We start from the raw sequence: 23,796 nt of genomic DNA on the forward strand, positions 1-23,796 counted from the left end.
ACACATTGTGTGCCTACTTGCAACGAACTAAGGCTTGACGATGCGGTATCTGTTTACCTTCCTGCTGGTTTTTTTCGCGGGGTTCGCCCAGGCCTCGCCGGGCAACCCGTTTGAGACCAAACCCGATTTCCTCCCGGTGGGCAAGGCCTTCACCTTTACCTCCGAACGTCTTGAAAGTGGCGAGACCCAGCTGTATTGGCAGATTGCCGACGGATATTACCTGTACCAACAACGCATGAAATTCGACGGCCTCGTCGAAAAACCGACGCTGCCCCAGGGCGAAGCCCATAGCGATGAGTTCTTCGGCGAGCAGCAAGTGTATCGCCAGGGCCTGGAAGTGAAGATTCCGGCAGGGGTCACCGGCCAGGTCAAGCTGGGCTGGCAGGGCTGCGCCGATGCGGGCCTGTGCTACCCACCGCAGTCGATCACCGTGGACCTGGGCGGCAACCCGGCAGTCGCCGCTACCGCCCAAGCCCAGGACCAGAGCCTGGCCAGCGGCCTGCAACAACGCAGCCTGGGTTGGAGCTTGTTGGTGTTCTTCGGCCTTGGCCTGTTGTTGGCGTTTGCCCCCTGCTCGTTGCCGATGCTGCCGATCCTGGCCGGCCTGGTGGTGGGCAGTGGCGCCAGTCCGCGTCGCGGCTTCGCCCTGGCCAGCAGCTACGTGGTGTGCATGGCGCTGGTGTATGCCGCACTGGGTGTATTGGCCGCGTTGCTCGGCAGCAACCTCGCCGCGCTGTTGCAAACCCCCTGGATCCTCGGCAGTTTCGCCGCGTTGTTTGTGATCCTGGCCCTGCCGATGTTCGGCTTCTTCGAACTGCAACTGCCGGCGTTCCTGCGTGACCGCCTGGACAACGTCAGCCGCCAGCAAAGCGGCGGCAGCCTGATGGGCGCGGGCGTACTCGGCGCGCTGTCCGGCCTGCTGGTCGGCCCCTGCATGACCGCGCCACTGGCGGGCGTGCTGCTGTATATCGCGCAAAGTGGCAATGCACTGCACGGGGGCTTGATTCTGTTCTACATGGGCATCGGCATGGGTATTCCGCTGTTGCTGCTGGTGACCGTGGGCAATCGCTTCCTGCCCAAACCCGGCACCTGGATGAACGTGCTCAAGGGTATCTTCGGTTTCCTGTTCCTCGGCACCGCTGTGTGGATGATTCGCCCGGTGGTCGGCGAAAACCTGTGGATCGGTTTATGGGGCGCACTCGCGCTGGTGATGGCCTACAGCGGCTGGACCCTGGCCCGCGAGTACGGCCTGGCCGCCAAAGTGTTCGGCGCCGGCTCCCTGGTGCTGGGCCTGTGGGGCGCCGTGCTGGTGGTGGGCGCCGCGGGGGGCAGCGATGACCTGTGGCAACCGCTGAAGGTCTACAGCGGCTCGCGGGCCGCCGCCGCTCCCACCGCCCACGACGCCTTCATGACCCTCAACGACCCGGCCGTGCTACAAAGCCAACTCGACAGCGCCAAGGCCCAAGGCCAGTGGGTGCTGGTCGACTATTACGCCGACTGGTGCGTGGCATGCAAGATCATGGAAAAACAGGTGTTCGGCAAACCTGAAGTACTCGATGCCCTGAAGGACGTACGCCTGCTGCGCCTGGACGTCACCGCTGACAACGCCGCCAGCCGCGAGCTGCTCGGCCGCTACAAAGTCCCCGGCCCACCGAGCTTTGTGTGGATCGGCCCGGACGGTGAAGAACGCCGCGCCCACCGCATCACCGGCGAAGTGGATGCCGCCACTTTCCTGCAACGCTGGACGCAAACCCGGGACGCCCTCTGATGCTGACCCTGACCATCGGCACCTTCGCCATCGCCCTGAATCACATCCTGCTGATCAGTGCGCTGATTATCGCCACCCTGGTGGGCTGGCGCGTGGCCAAGCGTGGCGGTGAAAACCCGGAATCGGTGCTGTTCAGCCTGTTCCTGCTGGGCATGCTGGTCGCCCGCGTCAGTTTTGTACTGATGTACTGGAGCGACTACAGCTACGACTGGCTGCAGATGGTCGACCTGCGCGACGGCGGTTTTCTCGCCTGGCCCGGCGTGATCGCGCTGGTCCTGGGCGCACTGGCCTACGGTTGGCGGCGCCCGGCGCTGCGCAAACCGCTGAGTGCCGGCGTAATCACCGGCCTGGTGTTCTGGGGTATGACCAGTGTGTCCCTGAACCTGTATGACAAAGGCTCGCAACTGCCGGACATCACCTTGCGCAATGCCAATGGCGACGTGGTGCAACTGGCCGACTACAAGGGTGGCCCGCTGGTGATCAACCTGTGGGCCACTTGGTGCCCGCCATGCCGCCGCGAAATGCCGGTACTCGAACGCGCCCAGCACCAACGCCCCGACGTGACCTTCCTGTTCGTCAACCAGGCCGAAAGCATGCAAAGCGTCAGCACCTTCCTCGCCACCCAAGGCCTGACCCTCGACAACGTGCTGTTCGACGCCAGCGGCCGCCTCGGCCAGGCCGTGGGCTCAATGGCCCTGCCCACCACCTTGTTCTACCGCGCCGACGGACGCCTGATCAACAGCCACCTGGGCGAACTGTCCCAGGCCAGCCTGGCCCGTGCCATGGAACCCTTCGACACCGCTCCTGCCGCCACAAGGAAACCGACATGCCCCGCCTCCGCCACCTGCTGACCCTGCTGCCGCTGACGCTTGCCGCCACCCTGGCCCAGGCCGACGACTGGCCGGCACCGATCAAACAGATCGAGGCCAAAGGCGCCAGGATCCTCGGCACATTCGACGCCCCCAGCGGCCTCACCGGCTACGCCGCCCAATACCAGAACCGGGGCATGGCCCTGTACCTGACCGCCGACGGCAAAAGCGTGATCGCCGGCAACCTGTACGACGCCCAGGGCAATGACCTCAGCAGCGCACCGCTGGAAAAACTGGTGTACGCACCGATGGCCAAGGAAGTCTGGGCCAAGATGGAAAAAAGCAGCTGGATCCAGGACGGCGACGTTAAAGCCCCACGCATCGTCTACTTGTTCAGCGACCCCAACTGCCCTTACTGCAATATGTTCTGGGAACAAGCCCGTCCTTGGGTGAAAGCCGGCAAGGTGCAATTGCGCCACATCATGGTCGGCATCATCCGCGAAGACAGCCCAGGCAAATCCGCCGCGCTGTTCGCGGCCAAAGACCCGCAGAAAGCCCTGGAAGAACACGAAGCCGCCGGCAAGGGCAGCAAGTTGCAGGCGTTGGCCAAGATCCCGGCGGATATCGAGGCCAAGCTCGATGCCAATATGAAGTTGATGGATGAACTGGAATTGTCGGCGACGCCGGCGATTTTCTATCTGGATGACAAGGGTGGCTTGCAGCAACAGCAGGGGGCGCCTTCGCCGGATAAGTTGGTGAAGATCCTCGGGCCTAAATAAGCCTGCAAAGAAAAGGCCTCCCTCAAATGGAGGCCTGTCCTGATTCCTTCCGCGTTATCTGATCAGACCTCCTCTATGAGAAACGACTCAACGTCGTAATCATTGCCGGGCGCAATCCCCATTCGGCGATTATCAAAACTGAGCCGAGTTGAGGTTGACCTGGCGGTGAACACCCCCTCGATGAATTGCCAAGCAAGGCCCGGCTCTACAATCGGGCTAATCTCAGTTCCGTTCGCCAGCAGTACCAAGCGGGGTTTATAAGCAAAGCCGTAACTGTCACGAACTCTGGCCCTGAACGTGTAAGTACGCCCCTGTTCAAGTTCATTGAACTCCTTGTACATTTTCTCACTCTGGGTAGCAGGATCCCTCGTGTCGGTATACCCCCAGTCCTTCAGGAAATGTACCGGGTTCGGCCCTGGAGGCGGCCCCGCTTCATGCTCATGTACCAAATCAGCCGGGGAGGCGGCGCCCAAGCCTCTTTGCCAGCCGTTCCAACCTTTACCGTCCGGATCAAAATCCGTGTAGTCGTAAAACGCCTTACGAAATTCCAAGTGCAAAAGTGGAAACTCGACCGCGCGCCCTGCATGGCCGCCGACCTTTGTGGTGCACTTGAATACGACGTCCAACGGCGTCCTGTTGCGCAGTTTGTTCAACTCATCGCGTTTGAGCACGCGTGACAACCCATTGGCCAGATCATTCGCGTTGATCGGCTGGTTGACCATCACATGAATGGTGTAGGAAGCGCCATCTTCCTGGGTGCCTCGGCACTCAAGCCAACCCACCTGCCCTAACAGGATGAACCACCATTTTTCCACGGTGATGCTGGCATCGCCTGCAAAGGTACGCAGGTCCAAAATACCGCCCTGGGTCGCTGGCGGCGTTGCCTGTGGCACCCCAGGCGTGGGCAAACGCACCGGCAGGCTGATGTGCAACGCCAGACACTCGGAGGTCGCAAGTTTGCACGCACTCGTTACCGTGTAGTTGATCGTGACCGTTTCACCGGCAGCCTCAATCACCGCCTCACGCGGGATGCTGAAGTCCACATGGCCCAGCGCATGATTACCTGGCTGGGAGGCGAGGGGCAGGCAGGTCCCGTCTGTCCGTTTCCAGCACACGCGGATTTGCTGGTGATCACTGATGCTCGGATATTTCACCCGCACCGTCACGCCCTCTCTGCCGTTGTAAATCGTCAGTTGGTTACCCACGGCTTCGCGTACGGTCGGTGCGACCAAGACCAGGTCTTCCTGCACGATGGTGAAGGTTCTCGACGGGAACTCAATAGCCGTCGCGCGTTCACACTGCCCATCAAAGCTCGCCGCGAAATGCAGTACGAAATCGCTGCAGTCCGCCAACGTTTGCAGATCAGCTCTAGAGATCGGCGTGTTCACCCCATCATGCAGCCACTCGGACGTAAGCGGCTCATCCTCAAACACGTCAAACCGATAGGCACCACCGCCCTCAAGCGTGCCGGTGATCCACATCCAGCAGCATTCTCCCCGCGCCGCGTACTCCCAAATGGGCACCACGCCTGTTGCGTTACCATTGAAGGTATTGAGGTCCACAATGCCCGCTGTCGCCTCTGCGATCTCCGGCACGGTCAGCAAAGGTTCAAGGACCTTGATGACACGTTCGGGGGAGTGCTGCGGATCGCTCCCGTTGGAACTCACGGTATAGGTCAACGTTAACGTCTGGTTGAACAGCGCAGCGATAATCCACGGCGCGACCTCAAATCCCAGCGAGGTTTCGCCCTTTTTCACGTCCTTGCAGCCGAGCGGCTGTGTCTCCAGCCCCGGGCCGGATGCGTAGGCGCAAACGTGGTCTCCCGGTGCTATCCAGTCGTAGGTAACGTCCGCATGCCCACCGGAAGCACTGTTGACCGGGTTGAGCACCCAGTGACCTGGCGTGCACTCCGTTGATTCACGCAAATGCGGCGGCGGTAAATCCAACCCAGGGTCAACGCGCAACAACGTGGTAGTGCGCAGGTGGAAATCCTGGGCGTTGGTGGGCAATGGGTTTTCCAGATGCGGATCTCCCGGATCCGGCGGCACGGGCTCCGTGCCGTCCCAGATCACCCCAAAGTGGATCGTCAGGGCCGAGTAGTCCTGGCGCTGTGACATCCAGCGGCGCGACAGTTCGAGTTCAAACACATGCTCGGCATGCGCTTCGGCCTCCGTCACCACATGGTCATAGACTACCCAGATAAAGGGGTAAGGCGCCTGATGCTGATCGCCGGCCACGGTAACAAACAAGCGCTGCCCGGGCTGGATCATCGGCCAGGCGTCGATCGTGATCGTCTCATCGCCCTCGAAATCACTCATCCACAGCCACCACGTGCTCCACTCATACTCAGCGTGTACAAACTCCGGCCTGGACCCCGCGAGATGTACCTCCCTGATGTGCTGAACCTCCAGCTCCAACACCAAGGAGGTCTTCTCCTTCCCTTCTACCCGCGCGGTGTACCACATCAGTACCGTATGCCCGATCATCAAACTGAGGGACGGCGCAGCAATCGGTACTACATCCTCATCGTCATCAACCAAGACGGGATCGAATGCAGGTTCGACCTGGCCCTTGATAGCCATGAAAAATCTGCGGTCAGTCGCGCCCGTAGGCAGGGTCAGCGTGGCCCACGTCCCATCAATCGCATCGATGGGATACAGCACACTGTTATTCGCCGCGAACGCGATAATCGGAAAGGGCAATTGCGCCTTAGGCTTTTTTGGCAGGCGGGGGGGCGGTTTGACGGGTGGAGTGGATGAAGTTTGCTTAGGAATGGTTTTTTTAGCCACGATAAGACTCCTGTCCAACGTTAGATAACGATCGAAGCGGGCCTGACCGGCCGGGAACTCCGGTTATCTAACGCAGGGAACAGAAACCTTGCCTACTGTCAGAATTGACAGTTCTAACGGAACGCCAGTCTTTTACTCACCAGCGTCCGTGACGAACATCGCACTGCGCCCCCGGTTCAAACTCGATAACACATTTTGAAGTTGTCAATAAACGAGTAGTCCCTCACCAGAATCGTCATCCATGCAATAGCCGTCCCCGGTTCCGTTACATAATCAACCCAGAATCCCCCTCGCCAATCGTCATCGTAATCAAGCTTGGTAATCACACCGCCTGCCTGATTATAAAAAATGAGCGTCGCGGGAGCCTGTTTCCACGACCACGCGAACCTGATGGACTCCAGGGCGTGAGGGAAATCAATACGATGTAATTGTGGCGGATCTTGGTCGCCCTCGTTTTCACACATGACAAAATGTTTGCCCGAATAGAACGGGTCATTGCCATACGTGACAATGCCTGCCACACCCGATCCGGACTGAAAGGTTATTTTCATCAACGGGGTCTGCACACTGTTGCCCGCGCCAAAACGCTCCAACGGCAGTGATTCGAAATCTTCTGTCTTACATTCAAGTGGTTTTCTGATAATCACGCGCAGCGTCGGGAAAACAATCGAATCTGCTTCAAGTTCACTGTCATAGAGTGCAGTGACACAGGTGACTATCAGAGGTGTGTCGTGTCTTAACGCGTCCAGCTCATGTCGACTCATCCACTCCACAAGCCCGTTCTTGGCCTGTTCGTCCGTCAGCCTTGTGCCTTTCAATACGTAGAAGGTGTGAGCATTCCCATCCTTTCTAATGCCCGAACACTTTAGCCATACTCGCTGGCCCGCCAGGGCAAACCACCATTTTTCCACGGTGATGGACGCATCGCCTGAAAAGGTGGCCAGATCCAGAATGCCACCCTGCACGACCGGTGGCGTGGCCTGTGGGACAACCGGCGTCGGCAGACGCACAGGTTTGCTGATCTTCACATTCAACGGCAGTGATGTCTGCACCTTGCACGCCGTGGTCACGGTGTAGGTGATCGCCACTGTTTTGCCCATGCTCTCGATAACCGCTTCCCGCGGTAGTGAGAAAATGACTGCACCCACAGCACAGCCGGGCTTGGAGGCCAACGGCCAGCAGGTACCCTCCGGTCTCTCCCAACACAGGCTGATACTGTGCTTGGGGTGTTTGCCGGTGTAACTCACTTCGACATGGACGCCCTCGCGCCCATTCCAGGCAGTCAAGTCGGTGCCGACCGCTTCCGTCACTTTGGGCGCCGCCAGCACCAGAGGTTCCTGCTCGATGTTGAATGCCTGCGCGGGAAACTCATAGGCGTCCGCCAGGGCGGTGGCTTCACAGAAGCTCGCCGCGAAGTGCAGTTTGAATTCACTGCAATCGGCCAACTGTAGCAATACTTCCCTTGGGATCCGCGCATCCACGCCATGCACCTTCCAGTCCTCGGTGACAGGTGCATCAGACAAAATGTCGAACCGGTACGCGCTGCCGTTTTCACGTTCGCCCGTGATCCACATCCAACAAAGATTCGAACACTCGGCATAGTCCCAGACAGGCACAAAAGCCGTCGCGTCCATTGCGAATGTACTGAGATCAAGGATATCGCCCGTTGCCTGTTCGATCCCAGAGAGGGGAAATCGGGGCAGCAACACGTTAATCACTCGTTCAGGGGATTGTTGTGGGCCATTACTGTGGGGGAACTGAACGGTGTAGGTCAGTGCCATCGGCGTGTTAAAAAAGCAGGCAATGACACAGGGCGATAACTCGGTGGTTGCCGGTTCCCCGTCGTGTTTAATTGTCACGCAGCCAAGCGGCTTGTTCCCATAATCCGACCCGCTCACATAAAAACAGATTTGGTCGTCTGCATAAGTCTCCAAGTCAGGAATATATACATTCCCACCCCGCGTGGTGAGTTCCGGGTTGAGGTACCACTCATCGTTGAAAAGCACGGATTGCCGCAGATGCGCAGGCAGAAGATCAAGGCCTTGATCCCCAATAAAAGCAGCAGTACGGCGATGTTGGATTTGAAGGGCATTCCTCGGAAGAAGTGTCTTCTCATCAGGATTAGTCACGTCGGCTGGAGGCTGCGCCTCTAAGCCACTCGTTATATAGGCACATTGCAGGGTCATTGATTCATAGCGTGGTATTTGCCGTGCCAGCCAAGCACGACTGACAGCGTGAGTAAGCTCGCCCAAAGCGATATCCTGATCCGTTAACCGATATCCATAAGCCACTTTGTAGAAAACGGGCATCCCGCTAAATTGCTGCGTAACGAGCGTGCAGTAAAACTTATCGCCTACTTGGGCAAGATAAGGAACCTTCGTTTTAACAATCCCATCCCCTTTGAAATCGTGCATATCAAAGGTAGGTGTATTTTGAACCATTTTTTCGTGGAGAAAGTAAGGGGCGAATTCTTTGCCTTCGTTCGCAGGGTAAAACTCCATCAACACCTCTTTATCCAAAGAAGCGGCAGCTTGCCCATTGACTGTACCGGTATACGTTATTACGAGCGTGTATCCCATCGCCGCCGTCATGTAATGCAGAGGGATTTCAGTCTTTCCTACGCCTGGTTCAGCGCCTGGATACTCAATATCCTCGAACACCGGTCCAGGCGTTTCCTTTGTGTGGAACGTGACAGTAATGGGTTTGTCCTCATCCATTCGCGGATCGAATGTCAGGTATGACCCCTTCATTCTTGAGGTAGACACTGTTCCGTTCACTTCACTGGAAAGTAACGGACTGTCCACCTCCAGCGCTGCGGACTTTGGCGCTTTGAGCGTCTTTGGGGAAACGTTCGGCGTTGAGATTTTTTTAGCCATGATAAGAACTCCGTGTTCAGGACCTATTATCCTCGGCCAGATCTAAGGCCGAGGATCTCCCTCTAGTGAGTTCTATTTGATGCGTTCATGCCTACTGTCAGAGTTAACAGTTCTGACGAAATTCCACGCCGTAGCCGACCAACGGCCGCCTCAAAACCCCTCCAACTCCGCCATCAAATCACTCAACCGATCCACCTTCTCGGCACTGATCTCATTCCCCGCCAACCCCTCGATATACTCAGCCAACTCCGCCACCGTGCTGCACTCGAACATCGCCCGCAGCGGCACATCCCGTTGCAGGGTTTTCTGCACCCGCGAGGCAATCTGCGTGGCCAGCAACGAATGCCCGCCCAGTTCAAAGAAGTTGTCCTGCACCCCTACCCTGTCGACTTTCAGCACCTCGGCCCAGATAGCGGCCAGGGTGGTTTCCAGTTCGTTGCGCGGTGCCAGGTAGTCCTGGCTGTGCAACTGGCCGATCTCCAGCGCCGGCAGGGCCTTGCGGTCGAGTTTGCCGTTGGCGTTGAGCGGCAGGCGGTCGAGCCATAGCCAGTGCAGCGGCACCATGTATTCCGGCAGTTCGGCCCGCAGGCGTTGCTTGATGCGGTCCAGGCGCTCGCCTGGGTTCAGTGCTGCATCCGCGGCCACCAGATAGCCGACCAGATGCTTGCCGTTAACGCCTTCCTGCACGCCCACCGCCGCATCGCGCACTTCCGGTTGTTCGTGCAGGCGCGCTTCGATTTCACCCAGTTCGATGCGGTAGCCGCGAATCTTCACCTGGTGGTCGACGCGACCAACATACTCCAGCACACCGTCACTGCGGCGGCGCGCCAGGTCACCGGTGCGGTAGAGGCGTTCGCCGGGTGCACCGAACGGGTTCGGCACAAACACCGGCGCGGTGCGCAGCGGGTCGCTGACATAACCGCGACCGACGCCGGTCCCGGCGACACACAACTCGCCGACAGCACCTTGCGGCACCAGCTCCAACGCACCATCGAGCAGGTACAAACGATTGTTGTCGGTCGGCGTGCCAATCGGCAGGTAAGTGCCACGGGTCGAGGCCAGGTCGACGCGGTAAAACGCCACATCGTCCGAGCATTCCGCCGGGCCATACGCGTTCACCAAACCTATCTGCGGGTAGCGCAGCAGCCATTGGTGCGCCAGTTCCGGCGGCATGGCTTCACCGGTCGGCAGCATCCAACGCAGGCCGTCCAGGCTGATACGGTCCTGGGCCAACATACCCTGGATCAGCGACGGTACGCTTTCCAGCACGGTGATGCCCTGGGCCTGCACATGTTCCAGCAGGCCCTGTGGATCGTGGGCGAGGGTGTTCGGCACGATATCCACCCGTGCGCCGAACAGCGGCGCGGCGAGGAATTGCCACACGGAAATGTCGAAGCTCTGCGAAGCGGTTTGCGCAATCACATCCGCGTCGCTCAAGGCCAGGTATGGCACCTTGCTCAACTGGTTATTGAGCATGCCGCGCTGTTCCACCATCACACCCTTGGGCAGGCCGGTGGAGCCCGAGGTATAGATCACATAGGCGAGGTTGTCCGGGCCGCTGTAGATCCCAGGGTTTTCGCCACGCGCCGGTATTTCTTCCCACACCAGCAGTTGGCAGTCGAAACCGTCCAGCAACTCGATGGCCTGCTCGCGGCACGCCTCGGTGCACACCAGCAACGGCGTGCGGCTCAAGTCGATGATGCTGCGCAAACGCTGGCTCGGCAGGCCCGGGTCGAGCGGCAGGTAGCCGGCACCGGCCTTGAAGCTGCCGATGATCATGCCCAGCAGGTCGAGGTTGCGTTCGGCGAGTAGCGCCACCGGTTGATCGAGGCCGACACCCGCTGCGATGAGCGCGTGGCCGAGGCCGTTGCTGCGACGGTTCAGTTCGTCATAGGTCCATTGCTGGTCGAGGCAACTGGCGGCGATGCGCTGCGGATGCGCGGCCACCTGCTCTTCGAACAGCTCGATGTAGCTGCGCTCCAGCGGATACTGATGTTCGCTCTGGTTACAACCATCCACCAGGAACTCGCGCTCCTGCTCGCCAATCAGCGGCAGGTCGGCCATGTCGCCGTGGAAGCCCTGCACCAGCGCCAGCAGCAGGCGCTTGAACTCGCCAAGCATGCCTTGCACGGTGGTTTCGTCGAAGTAGCGTTGGTCGTAGGACAGGTGCAAACCGAGGTCATCGCCCGGATAACACACGGCGGTCAGCGGGAAGTTGGTGTGGGTGCGGCCGGAGTCCGAGGTGGCATTCAGGCTGTGTGCGCGGTCCAGCACCGAGACTTCCACCGGGGCATTTTCGAACACGAACAGGCTGTCGAACAGCGGCTGGCCCTTGGGCAGTTCGCTGTGTTCCTGGATCGTCACCAGCGGCAGGTATTCGTACTCGCGCAGTTGCATATTGCTGTCGAGCAGGCCGCTCAACCACTGGCGCACGCTGCAAGGCTGGTCGTCCTCGGGCAGTTTTACCCGCAGCGCGATGCTGTTGATGAACAGGCCGACGGTGCGTTGCATTTCGGGCATCTCCACCGGGCGCCCGGCCACGGTGACGCCGAACAGCACGTCGCGATCACCGCTCAGGCGCCGCAGCACCAGCGCCCACGCCGCCTGGGCGAAAGTGTTGACGGTCAGCTGATGGGCCTGGGCCAGTTCGCGCAGTTGTGCTCCATCGCAGGCGTCGAGACGAGTGTAGCAATCGCCCACCACCATGCCGCCGCTGTGACCCGCGTGCTCACGCAGGAACGGCCGGTCGCTCGGGATCGGCGTGGTGCGCTCGAACCCTTGCAGGTTCTGCTGCCACCACTGGCGAGCCTCGTTGAGGTTCTGGCGTTGCAGCCAGGCGATGTAGTCGCGATAACGCGGCGGTGTGGCCAGTTGCGCTTCGCGGCCTTCGCCGAGCGCCATGTAGATCTCGAAGAAGTCATTCATCAGCAACGAACGGCACCAGGCATCGATGAGGATGTGGTGGTTGCTCATCATGAACCAGTAGCGTTCGGCGCCAACACGGATCAGGCGCAGGTGGAACGGTGCCTGGTTGAGCAGATCAAAACCGGCCTCGCGCTCTTGCTTGAGCAGCGCTTGCAGGCGCGGTTCCTGTTCGCTTTCCGGGTCAGCACTCCAGTCCAGATACTCGATCGGCGTGCTGCCCGGTTTGTGGATCACTTGCAGCATGTCTTCGCCGACGTTCCAGCAGAACGAGGCACGCAGGGCTTCGTGACGGGCGATCACCGCCTGCCAGGCCTGGGCGAAACGCTCGGGGTCCAGGGCGCTGTTGATGCGGTAGCGGTCCTGCATGTAGTAGAGGCCGGTGCCCGGCTCCAGCAGGGTATGCAGCAACAGGCCTTCCTGCATCGGGGTCAGCGGGTAGACGTCTTCGATAACGGTGGCCGGTACCGGCAAGCTGTCGAGTTGCACCTGGCTCAGGTGGGCCAGCGGGAAGTCGGACGGCGTAAGGCCACCGGCATCGTCCTGCAGGCAGTGCTGGGTCAGGCTGTGCAGTTCGGCCAGATACGCCTCGGCCAATTCGCGCACGGTAGCGTGATCGAAGCGTTCACGGCTGAAGGTCCAGCGCAGCACCAACTCGCCGCCGTAGACCTGGCTGTCGACGCTCAACTCGTTAGGCAGCGGCGCGTCCGGGTCATGGGCCAGGCCTGCGGATTCATCCAAGGGGTGGAACAGCGCATCGGCGCCGAAGCTCTGGTCGAACTGGCCGAGGTAGTTGAAGGTGATCTGCGCGCTCGGCAAGACGGCCATGCTCTGTTGGCACAGATCATCGGCCAGGTAGCGCAGCACGCCGTAGCCCAAGCCTTTATGCGGTACAGAGCGCAGTTGTTCCTTGATCGCCTTGATCGAGTCGCCCTGAGCAGCGTGCGGAGTGAGGCGCAGCGGGTAGGCGCTGGTGAACCAGCCGACGCTGCGGGTCAGGTCGATGTCATCGAACAGGCTTTCGCGGCCGTGGCCTTCCAACTGGATCAGCGCCGACGCGTGGCCGCTCCAGCGGCACAGCACACGGGCCAAGGCCGTCAGCAGCAGATCGTTGACCTGGGTGCGGTAGGCGCTCGGAGCCTGTTGCAATAGCTGACGCGTATGCTCGGCATCCAGGCGCACGCTGACGGTGTCGGCATCGCGGTTGTGCAGCGAACCTTGCGGGCGGGCCACCGGCAACGCCACATCAGGGCCCGCCAACTGCGCTTGCCAGACGCTCAATTCTTCACGCAGGGATTCACTGCCGGCGTAGGCCTGCAAACGCGCGGCCCACTCACGCAGGGCACTGGTCTTGGCCGGCAGGCTGACGGACTGGCCGTCGCTCAACTGGCGGTAAACCGTTTGCAAATCTTCCAGCAAGACCCGCCACGACACGCCGTCCACCACCAGGTGATGGATCGCGACCAGCAGGCGTTGCTGCCCCTCGGGCCCGTCCACCAGCAAGGCGCGCAGCAGCGGGCCGTGTTGCAGGTCGAGGCTGCGTTGGGTGTCGGTGAACAGCGCGGTGCATTGCGCCATATCGCGCACTTGCGCCTGCTTCAGTACGCCGCCTTGCGGCACGGCCAGGTGCTCGGCATGCCAGTGCGCGTCACGCTGGGAGAAGCTCAGGCGCAGGGCGTCGTGGTGTTCCAGCACCGCCAGCAAGGCTTGCTCCAGGCGATGCGGCACCAGCAGTTGCAGCGGCTTGAGGACCAGCGCCTGGTTCCAGTGTTGGCGCTGTGGGATCTCAGTGTCGAAGAACCAGTGCTGGATCGGCGTCAGCCCGGAGGTGCCGGTCAACACACCCTGTTCGGCCGTGACCTGCTCGGAGCGCGTGGCGACCGCCGCCAGGGTTTGCACGGTCTGGTGCTGGAACAGGTCGCGGGGGCTGAAGTGAATCCCGGCCTGCCGCGCACGGCTGACCACCTGGATCGACAGGATCGAGTCGCCGCCCAGCTCAAAGAAGTTATCGTCGAGACCGACTTGCTGCACATTCAACACAGCGCACCAGATGGCGGCCAACGTGCTTTCAAGTTCGTTGCGCGGGGCCACGTATTGTTGGCGGTTGGCTTCCGGGTCCGGCTGCGGCAAAGCGCGACGGTCGAGTTTGCCGTTGGCGGTCAGCGGCATGCTGTCGAGCACAATCAGGTGCGCGGGCACCATGTAGTCCGGCAGTTGCGCCTTGAGGTGAGCCTTGAGCGCATCGCGTAATGCGCCGTGCTCGGCATCGCTGACCAGGTACGCCACCAACTGTTTGCCACTCGGCGCATCCAGCGCCAGCACCACGGCTTCGCGCACGGCCGCGTGTTCCAACAGGCGGGTCTCGATCTCGCCCAGTTCAATACGGAAACCGCGAATCTTCACCTGATGGTCGATACGCCCCAGGTACTCCACCAGGCCATCGCCGCGTTGGCGCACCAGGTCGCCGGTGCGGTACAGGCGCCCGCCATTGTGGGCAAACGGGTCGGCGACAAACCGCTCGGCGGTCATGCCCGGACGCTGGTGATAACCCTGGGCGAGACCCGCCCCACCGACGTACAACTCGCCGGTCGCGCCTTGCGGCACCAACGCCAGGTCGGCGTCGAGAATATAGGCCACGCGGTCACCGATAATGCTGCCGATCGGCACGCTCGCAGCGCCCTCCTCCAACTGCTCGGGCGCGAGGCTGGCCAGCGGCATCACCACCGTTTCTGTCGGGCCGTAGGCGTTGAAAAACACCTGCGGCTGGAACGCGGCGCGGATGCGCTGCAGGTGTTCGCCAGTGAGCGCTTCGCCACCGGTGATGCACATGCGCACCGGCAAGGTCTGCTGCTGGGTCGCCAGCCATTGCGCCAACTGGCTGCCATAGCTCGGCGTGAAGCCCAGAATGTTGATGCGATGGGTGCGGATCAGCGCGCAGATTTCTTCTGCATCCCACTGGCCCTGAGCCCGCAATACCACCTGGGCGCCGCTGAGCAGCGGCACCAGCAAGCGTTCGGTGGCAGCGTCGAAGTTGATCGAATAGAAGTGCAACTCGCAGTCATCAGGGCGCATGCCAAAGCGCTCGATCACCGCCGCGCAATGCATGGCGATTTCACCGTGGGACACCACCACGCCTTTCGGCTTGCCGGTGGAGCCGGAGGTGTAGATCAAGTACGCCTGGTGCTGCGGCAGGCTGATAAAGGGCGGCTCATCGGCCGGGTAGTTGGCGAGCACCGGCAGGTCATCTTCCAGGCACCAGCACGCCACGCTCGCGGGCAATTCGCCGAGGGCTTCGAACATCGCCGCATCGCTGAGCAGCAGGCCGACGCCACTGTCTTCGATCATGTAGTGCAGACGGTCCAGCGGGTATTCCGGGTCCAGCGGCACATAGGCGCCGCCGGCCTTGAGGATCGCCAGCAGGCCGATCACCATTTCCAGCGAGCGCGGCAGCGCCAGGCCCACGCGCACCTGCGGTCCGACGCCACGCTCGCGCAGCATCCAGGCCAGGCGGTTGGCGCGGGCGTCGAGTTCGCGGTAGCTCAGGGTTTCACCGGCAAAGGTCAGCGCCGGCGCATCGCCACGGGCTGCCGCTTGCTGGCTGAACAGTTGATGAATGCACTGGTCGAGACGGTGCTCGCCCGCCTCGATGCCCAGGCTGTCCTGCAAGGCGCGTTGCTCGGCGGCGGTCAGCAACGGCAGTTCGCTGAGGCGTTGTTGCGGGTTGGCGATCAAGGCATCCAACAGGTTGCGCCAATGTTCGGCCATGCGCGCAATGCGCGGCTCGTCGAACAGATCGGTGCTGTAGGTCAGGCAGCAGCCCAGGCGATGATCGAGGTCGGTGACCTCCAGGTTGAGGTCGAACTTGGTCGCGCGCGCATCGTTGGCCAGGTACTCGACGGTCATGCCGGCCAGTTGGCGGCTCTGCTGGAACTCCCAGCGCTGCACATTGCACATCACTTGGAACAGCGGGTTGTACGCCGCACTGCGCGTCGGCTGCAGGGCTTCCACCAGGTGATCGAACGGCAGGTCCTGGTGGGACTGGCCTTCGATGACGGTGTGGCGCACCTGTTCGAACAACTCAGCGACGTTCATCTGCCCACTGAGCTGGCAACGCAGCACCTGGGTATTGAGGAAAGCGCCGATCAGCCCTTCGCTTTCCGGGCGAATACGGTTGGCCACAGGGGCACCGATGCGCAGGTCGGTCTGGCCGCTGTAGCGGTAGAGCAACACGGCCAGGGTGGCGGTCATGGTCATGAACAGGGTCAGGCCACGTTCGGCGTTGAAGGCCCGCACGCGGGCCGCCAGGTCATCGCTGAGGTCGAAGCGGTACAGCTCGCCCCGATGGCTTTGTACCGGCGGACGTGGGCGGTCGCCGGGCAGTTCCAGCAACGGATGTTCCGTACCCAGCTGCTGGGTCCAATAGTCCAACTGACGCTGACGCTCACCCGCTTCCATCCACTGGCGTTGCCACACGCTGTAATCGAGGTACTGCACCGGCAGCGGCGCCAGCGGTGACAGGCGCTCGTCGATAAAGGCTTCATACAACGCGCTGAGTTCACGGGCAAAGATGTCCATGGCCCAGCCTTCGGTGACGATGTGGTGCAGGGTCAGCACCAGGTAGTGTTCGCGCTCGGCGGCCTTGACCAGGCAGGCTCGCAGCAACGGTCCGGTTTCCAGGTTGAACGGCGTATGCGCCTCGTGATCCGCCAATTGCTGCAACCGTGACTGGCGTTCGGCTTCGTCCAGCGCGGAGAAGTCCTGCCAGTCCATGCGCAGGCCGGTCTGGGCCGAGACCTTCTGACAGGCCACGCCGTCGACACTCGGGAACGTGGTGCGCAGGGTTTCGTGACGTATGATCAAGGCCTGGAGCGCCGCCTCGAAACGCCCCACATCCAGCACGCCACGCAGGCGCGCCATACCGCCGACGTTGTAGGCAGGGCTGTCCGGTTCCATCTGCCACAGGAACCACATGCGCTGCTGGGAATAGGACAGCGGCACCGGTTGGCTGCGGTCGACCTTGGCGATGGCGGTCTGTTGGTTGCGTTGGCCCGACGCCTGGATCAGGCCGACCTGCTCGGCAAAAGCGCCCAACTCGCTGGCTTCAAACAAGGTCCGTAACGGCAGTTCGACGTCACACGCCTGGCGGGTGCGGGAGATGATTTGCGTGGCCAGCAACGAGTGGCCGCCAAGGGCGAAGAAGTCATCGCGCAGGCCGATGCTGGGCAAGCCGAGGACTTCGCGCCAGATGGCGGCGATCTGCTGTTGCAGCGGGGTCTCGGGCTCGACATGTTCACGCACGTGCCACACCGGCTCCGGCAGCGCGCGACGGTCCAGCTTGCCGCTGGGGCTAAGGGGCATGGCGTCCAGGCGCATCAATAGCGCGGGCACCATGTACTCCGGCAGCTCGGCGGCCAGGGCGCTCTTGACGTGGTGTTCGTCCAGCTCGGCAAGGGCGGAGTAGTAGCCGATCAGCTGTGCATCACGCACCAGCACCACGGCTTGGGCGATGCCCTCCAGGGCAAGCATGCGCGCTTCGATTTCTTCCGGCTCCACACGGAAGCCACGCAGCTTGACCTGCTGGTCGAGGCGCCCAAGGTACTCGATCACACCCTCGGCGTTGAAACGGGCGCGGTCACCGGTGCGGTAAAGGCGCGCGCCCGCCTCACCATAGGGGTCGGCAACGAAGCGTTCAGCCGTCAACCCGGCGCGGCCGAGGTAACCCCGGGCCAGGCCAATGCCGCCGATGCACAATTCACCCGGCACACCCAGTGGCACGGGGTTGAGTTGCTCGTCCAGCACGCGGCAGATCACATTGCCCAGCGGACGCCCAATCGGCGAGCGCTCGCCGTCTTCCGCGCGGCAGTGCCAGTGGGTCACGTTGATCGCGGTTTCGGTCGGACCATAACGGTTGTGCAATTGCACCGCCGGCAACTGCGCCAGGACGCGGTTGCGCAGTTCGGCGGGCAAGGCTTCGCCGCCGGAGAACAGGCGGCGCAGGCTGGTGCATTCAGTCACCCGCGGTTCGTCGATAAACAACTGCAACAGCGGCGGCACAAAGTGCAGCGTGGTCACGCCGTGTGCCTGCACCAACTGCGCAATGCGATGCGGGTCGCGATGTTCACCAGGGCCGGCGAGTACCAGTCGGCAGCCGGTGATCAGCGGCCAGAAGCATTCCCACACCGACACGTCGAAACTGATCGGCGCCTTTTGCAGCAGCACATCGGTGTCGTTGAGTGGATAGGTGGCCTGCATCCACTGCAAGCGCTCGGCCAATGCCGCATGCGTGTTGCCCACGCCTTTGGGCTGGCCGGTGGAGCCGGAGGTGTAGATCACGTAGGCGAGGTTATCGCCGTGCAGGTGCAAGCCGGGTGGCTGGGTGGGCCAGCTGTCGAGGTGCAGGCTGTCCATCGCAATCACGCACACGCCGTCGGCGCTCGGCACCTGTTCCAGCAATGCGGTCTGGGTCAGCAGCAGGTGGACGCCACTGTCTTTAAGCATGTAGGCCAGGCGCTCGGCGGGGTAATCCGGGTCCAGCGGCACGTAGGCGCCACCGGCCTTGATGATCGCCAGCAGGCCGATCAGGAGGTGCGGCGAGCGCTCGGCGGCGATGGCCACGCACACGTCCGGGCCGACACCTTTGTCGCGCAGGTAGTGGGCCAGGCGATTGGCCTGGGTGTGCAGTTGGGCGAAGGTCAGGCTGCCGCCCTGCCAGACCAGCGCGATGTTGTCCGAGGTGTGCCTATTGAGCAGCTCCGGCAGCCATTGCTGGGCAGGTGTGCAAGGTGCTTCGCTCCACGGCTGCTGCTCGTCTTCCTGCATCAGCTTTAGATCGCCGATGGCTTGCTGCGGCTGGTCACACACGGCGTGCAGCAGGTTGATGTAGTGCTCGGCCAGGCGCTGGAGGGTCGCGCTTTCGAACAGCTCGTCGGCGTAGTCGAACGACAGGCTCAAGCGCCCATTGCGGTCCTCTTCGGTGTGCAGTTGCAGGTCGAACTTGGCTTCGCGGCTGTGCCATGGCAGTTCGTCGGCGAGCATGCCCGGCAAGCGGCGCAACGCGCTCAAATCACGCTGCTGGTGGTTGAACATGACTTGGAACAGGCCCTGTTCGCGAGCTTGCGGGAAAGCTTCCAGCAACTGTTCGAAGGGCAGGTCCTGATGGGCCTGGGCGCCCAATGCCGCCTGGCGTGTCGCGGCCAACAGCTCGCTGAACGGCAGGCGCCCGTCCAGCTCGGCCCGCATGACCTGCGTGTTGATGAAGAAGCCGACCAGGCCTTGGGTTTCCTGGCGCGGACGGTTGGCGTTGGGCACGCCGATGCGGATATCGCGCTGGCCACTGTAGCGGTAGAGCAGGCTCTGGAAGGCTGCCAGCAACAGCATGAAGGGTGTGGATTCGTGGGCCTGGGCGGTCTGGCGAATCGCTTCGCTGAGGCTCACACCAAGACGTACCGTGTGGCGTGAAGCTGTGTGACGGTGGTGTGCCGAGCGCGGGTGGTCGGTGGCCAGGCTCAGGGTGGGATGCTCTTCACCCAACTGCGCTTTCCAGTACGCCAGTTGGCGCTGGCCTTCGCCTTCGGCCAGCCATTGGCGCTGCCAACTGCCGTAGTCGGCGTATTGCAGGGCCAGCGGTGGCAGCTCCAGGGTTTGGCCTTGGGCGGCGGCGGCGTAAAGGCGCGAGAATTCGTCGATGAGGATGTTGAGCGACCAGCCGTCGGCGATGATGTGGTGCAGCGTCACCAACAGTTGGTGATCCTCATCATCCAGGCGCACCAGGGTCACCCACAGCAGCGGGCCCTTTTCCAGGTCGAACTGGGTGCGGGCTTCGTCTTCGCGGATCTGCTGTGCACGGGCTTCGCGTTCGGCAGTGGGCAGGTCGCTGAGGTCGATGACTTGCAGCTCGAAATCCGCCTTGGCCTCGACGCGCTGGAAGGCCTGGCCGTCGCGTTCGTAGAAGCGGGTGCGCAGGGCTTCGTGGCGCTGGACCAGGTGTTGAAAGCTCAAGCGCACGGCGTCTTCATCCAGCTCGCCGCGCAGGCGCAGGGCGCCGGGGATGGTGTAGGCGCTGCTGTGGGGGTCCAGTTGCCAAGTGATCCACAGGCGGTTTTGTGCAAGGGATTGAGGCAGGTCTTCCTGGCGTGACAGGGGTTGGATCGCGCCTTGGGCAACACCGCCATCCTGTTGCAACTGCGCAACGTTGGCGGCAAAGCCTTCCAGGGTTGGCGCTTCGAACAGCATGCGCAGGTTCAGCTCCAGGCCGAGTGTTTCACGCAGGCGCGCGACCACCTGGGTGGCGGTGATGGAGTTGCCGCCGAGCAGGAAGAAATGGTCATCGGCCGCGACCGTCGCGACGTGCAGTTGCTCGCACCAGATCGCGGCGATCTGGTTTTGCAGTTCGCAGCCCAACGCTGCATCGCTGACCTGCACGTGCAGATCAGGGAACTGCGCATAGCTGTCGAGGCTGCCATCGGCATGCCGCAGCGCGCACGCCGCACGTTGCACCTTGCCGCTGGAGGTCTTCGGCAGGGCGCCAGGGTTGAGCAGCACCACCACGCTCGGCGCCTCCTGGTACGCCTCGGCAACGGTTTGGCGGATCGCCTTGATCAGTGCTTCGGGCGGCAGGATTTTCTGCACGCTGCGGCTGATTTCAGCCGCAATGCCAATACCTTCCAGGCCTTGGTCATTCACTGCAAATGCCGCGACCCGGCCTTTGCGCACGACTTCCACTTCGCGCTCGATGGTCTGCTCGATGTCCTGCGGGTACAGGTTGTGGCCGCGCACGATCAGCAGGTCCTTCAGGCGGCCGGTGATGTACACCTCGCCGTCACGGATAAAACCCAGGTCGCCGGTGCGCAGCCAGGTACGGCCGGCATGCTGCACGAAGGTCTTGGCGGTGGCTTCGGGGTTGCGCCAGTAGCCGTGGGCGATGCTTGGGCCGCTGGCCCAGAGTTCGCCGACGCGGTTGTCGGGCAGTTCGGTGAGGGTCTGCGGGTCGGCAATCAGGACCGCATGCTCGGGCTGGTGGGTGCCACAGCTCATGATTGCACTGCCCTGCCCCGGTTCGGCGCGATTGGCGGCCAGGGCCTGCTCGTCGACCCGCAGCGCGGGGATGCCATGGCCCCGCGTGCCACCGGCGACAAACAGGGTCGCCTCGGCCAGGCCGTAGGAGGCGAAGAAATTGTTCGGGGTAAAACCGCAGGTGGCGAACTTCTCGGCGAAGCGTTCCAGGGTGTCGAGGCGGATCGGTTCGGAACCGGAATAGGCCACGCGCCACTGGCTCAGGTTCAGGCGTTCCAGCGCCGAGTCGCTGACCCGCTCGCTGCACAGGCGATAGGCGAAATCCGGGCCACCGCTGATGGTGCCACCGTATTCGCTGATCGCTTCGAGCCAGCGCAACGGCCGGCCGAGGAAGTAGGCCGGCGACATCAGCACGCACGGCACGCCACTGAAAATCGGTTGCAGCAGGCCGCCGATCAGGCCCATGTCGTGGTACAGCGGCAGCCAGCTGACGATCACGTCATCCGGGTTGAGGTCAATGCCGAAACCGCGACGGATCAACACTTCGTTGGCCACCAGGTTGCCATGGCTGACTTGCACGCCCTTGGGCAGCGCGGTGGAACCGGAGGTGTATTGCAGGAAGGCGATGTCATCCGGCTGCAGGTCGGGAGCGATCCAGTTGCCGGCACTCTCAAGGCTATCGACGCTCAATACTGGCGGCGCGTTTTCAATCTGCGCCAGGCCGTCGGCGAGGCTGGCGATGGTCAGCAACAGGCGCGGTTCGGCATCGCTGATGATCGACAGCAAGCGCTCCTGATGGTGGCGACGGGTGGATTCCGGCGGATAGGCCGGCACCGCGATGACCCCGGCGTACAGGCAGCCAAAGAACGCCGCGACGTAATCCGGGCCGCTGGGGAACAACAGCACCGCACGGTCGCCCAGGTCCAAATTGGCTTGCAGGGCGGCGGCGATGGTGCGGGCGCGCTGGTCCAGGTCGCGGTAACTGAGTACAACGCTGTGCTCGGCGGATTCGGCGAGGAAGCGCAGGGCGACCTGGTCCGGAGTCTGCGCGGCGCGACGTTGAAGGGAGTGGACCAGCGTTTGGGGAAGTTCGAAGGCGTCCATCATGGGGTTCCTGCCTGAAAGCGGCTTACGGGAAATTCGGGGAATAGGTTGCGTCTAGCCCGCGGCCAGTTGCCGCGCCGCGCCATTGCGCCAGCGGGCCAGGTGTTCGTCGGCGTAGCGCCGCAGGCAGCGCAGCACGGCACTTTCGTGCTGCATGAGGAAGAAGTGGTGACCGTCGAACATGTCCAGGGAAAAGCCACTGGCGGCGTCGAGTTGCCAGTCGAGCAACTGGTCGGCGCGCACGCTGTCCTGTTTGCCGCCGAACACGTGGATCGGCATCTCCAGCGGTGCGCGCTCGCCGTAGGTGAAGCTGCCGCACAGCAGGAAATCGGCGCGCAGGATCGGCAGCATCAACTGCATCAACTCGGGGTTGGCCAGGGCTTCTTCGGCGGTTCCCTGCAGTTCGCGCAGACGGGCGATGAGTTGTTCGTCGGTCTTTTCGACGGCGTATTCGCTGACGTCACGACGCGCCGGCCCGGCCGTACCGGACGCAAACAGCGCCAGCGGCGCGGGCACACCGCGAGCGCTCAAGGCGTGCGCCAGTTCAAAGGCGAGCAGGCCGCCGAGGCTGTGGCCGAACAACGCGTAGGGACCGTTCAAGTCGCGGCTGATTTCGTCGGCGAGCTGCGCGGCCAAGGCCTTGATATCGCGCTGCAGCGGCTCGTCCATGCGCATGCCGCGGCCGGGTAATTCCAGCGGACACACCTGCAACCACTCAGGCAGGGCACGGCGCCAACGTGCATAGACCATGGCGCTGGCGCCCGAATAGGGCAGGCAGAACAGGCGCAGTCGAGTCGGCGTACTCATCGAGTCACGACTCCAAACTGAAACACGCTGTATGCACGATAAAAACCCATTTCGTCCTCCTGCGGGTGCGGATCCTTGGCCGTTTGCTAACGGACCTGTCACCCAGAAGAACGGACGGCACCGGCAAATAATTAGTCGCCGGGTACGCGCGAGACGTGGTTCACACCGAACAAGAAAGCATAAGATTAGTTCGCCTTCTCATTTGACAATCATTATCATTAAGCATAATTTGTTGCCCGATGTGTAGGAGGCCTCAGCAAGGACGCCCTCCCCTAACCTCTTTTGCGACAAGGTGATTTCCATGACGGAACAAGTATCCACAGGCAGGTGCGACTCACCGCTTCTCCAGGCATTCGTCGATAATCGGCTGATTCTGGTGAAGATCGCGGCACGCATTACCGGGTGCCGCTCGCGGGCCGAAGACGTAGTGCAGGATGCCTACTTCCGGCTGCAATCGGCGCCGACGATCACGTCATCGTTCAAGGCTCAATTGAGCTATCTGTTCCAGATCGTGCGCAACCTGGCGATTGATCACTACCGCAAGCAGGCCCTGGAGCTCAAATACTCCGGAACGGAAGAGGAAGGCTTGAATGTGGTTATTCACGGCGCTTCACCGGAAACCTCGCACATTAATTTCAATACCCTGGAAAACATCGCCGACGCGCTGACCGAACTGCCCCAGCGCACCCGCTACGCGTTCGAGATGTACCGCCTGCACGGCGTGCCGCAAAAGGACATCGCCAAGGAGCTGGGCGTCTCGCCGACCCTGGTGAACTTCATGATCCGTGATGCGCTGGTGCACTGCCGCAAGGTGTCGGGCAGCCATAGCGATACGTTTGCGCGCAGGGTCTGATCCCCAGCAGATGAAATGTGCGCCTTATGTGGGAGCTGGCTTGCCTGCGATGCAGGCACCTCGGTTTTTCAGTTGCA

General features: G+C 62.0%; 8 protein-coding genes. 4 read left to right on the forward strand and 4 right to left on the reverse strand.

Annotated features, from left to right (window positions below):
* Positions 1-40: 40 nt before the first annotated feature.
* From dsbD to dsbG, 3 genes are read left to right on the forward strand one after another with little or no spacing between them, the layout of a single operon-like run.
* Positions 41-1,768, forward strand: coding sequence for a protein-disulfide reductase DsbD (gene dsbD / locus AC3ZU9_RS03315; protein ID WP_490090307.1), 1,728 nt, complete (start codon positions 41-43; stop codon positions 1,766-1,768).
* On the forward strand, positions 1,768-2,619 hold the full coding sequence (locus AC3ZU9_RS03320) for a TlpA disulfide reductase family protein (RefSeq protein WP_015885144.1): 852 nt from the start codon (positions 1,768-1,770) through the stop codon (positions 2,617-2,619). The genes dsbD and AC3ZU9_RS03320 overlap by 1 nt, the downstream gene beginning before the upstream one ends.
* Positions 2,595-3,356, forward strand: a complete 762-nt coding sequence (gene dsbG / locus AC3ZU9_RS03325; protein WP_093543740.1) for a thiol:disulfide interchange protein DsbG — start codon at positions 2,595-2,597, stop codon at positions 3,354-3,356. The genes AC3ZU9_RS03320 and dsbG overlap by 25 nt, the downstream gene beginning before the upstream one ends.
* 62 nt (positions 3,357-3,418) lie before the next feature.
* On the opposite strand, the gene AC3ZU9_RS03330 is transcribed toward dsbG, so the two are convergent.
* The 4 genes from AC3ZU9_RS03330 to AC3ZU9_RS03345 form a co-directional block, all read right to left on the reverse strand.
* Entirely contained in the window at positions 3,419-6,145 is a 2,727-nt protein-coding gene (locus AC3ZU9_RS03330; protein ID WP_490090308.1) for a hypothetical protein, read from the reverse strand.
* Between the two features lie 176 nt (positions 6,146-6,321).
* Positions 6,322-9,021 carry a hypothetical protein gene (locus tag AC3ZU9_RS03335; RefSeq protein ID WP_490090309.1) on the reverse strand — a complete coding sequence of 900 codons (2,700 nt, stop codon included), beginning with the start codon at positions 9,019-9,021 and terminating at the stop codon, positions 6,322-6,324.
* A gap of 150 nt (positions 9,022-9,171) precedes the next feature.
* Positions 9,172-22,062 carry a non-ribosomal peptide synthetase gene (locus AC3ZU9_RS03340; protein WP_490090310.1) on the reverse strand — a complete coding sequence of 4,297 codons (12,891 nt, stop codon included), beginning with the start codon at positions 22,060-22,062 and terminating at the stop codon, positions 9,172-9,174.
* Between the two features lie 51 nt (positions 22,063-22,113).
* Complete coding sequence (locus tag AC3ZU9_RS03345; protein WP_015885149.1) at positions 22,114-22,866, reverse strand: thioesterase II family protein; 753 nt, start codon at positions 22,864-22,866, stop codon at positions 22,114-22,116.
* 301 nt (positions 22,867-23,167) lie between these two features.
* Between AC3ZU9_RS03345 and AC3ZU9_RS03350 the strand changes: the two genes are divergently transcribed.
* Positions 23,168-23,719 carry an RNA polymerase factor sigma-70 gene (locus AC3ZU9_RS03350; protein WP_005789991.1) on the forward strand — a complete coding sequence of 184 codons (552 nt, stop codon included), beginning with the start codon at positions 23,168-23,170 and terminating at the stop codon, positions 23,717-23,719.
* The last annotated feature ends 77 nt before the right edge of the window (positions 23,720-23,796 follow it).

Source organism: Pseudomonas sp. A39, from assembly GCF_058145955.1.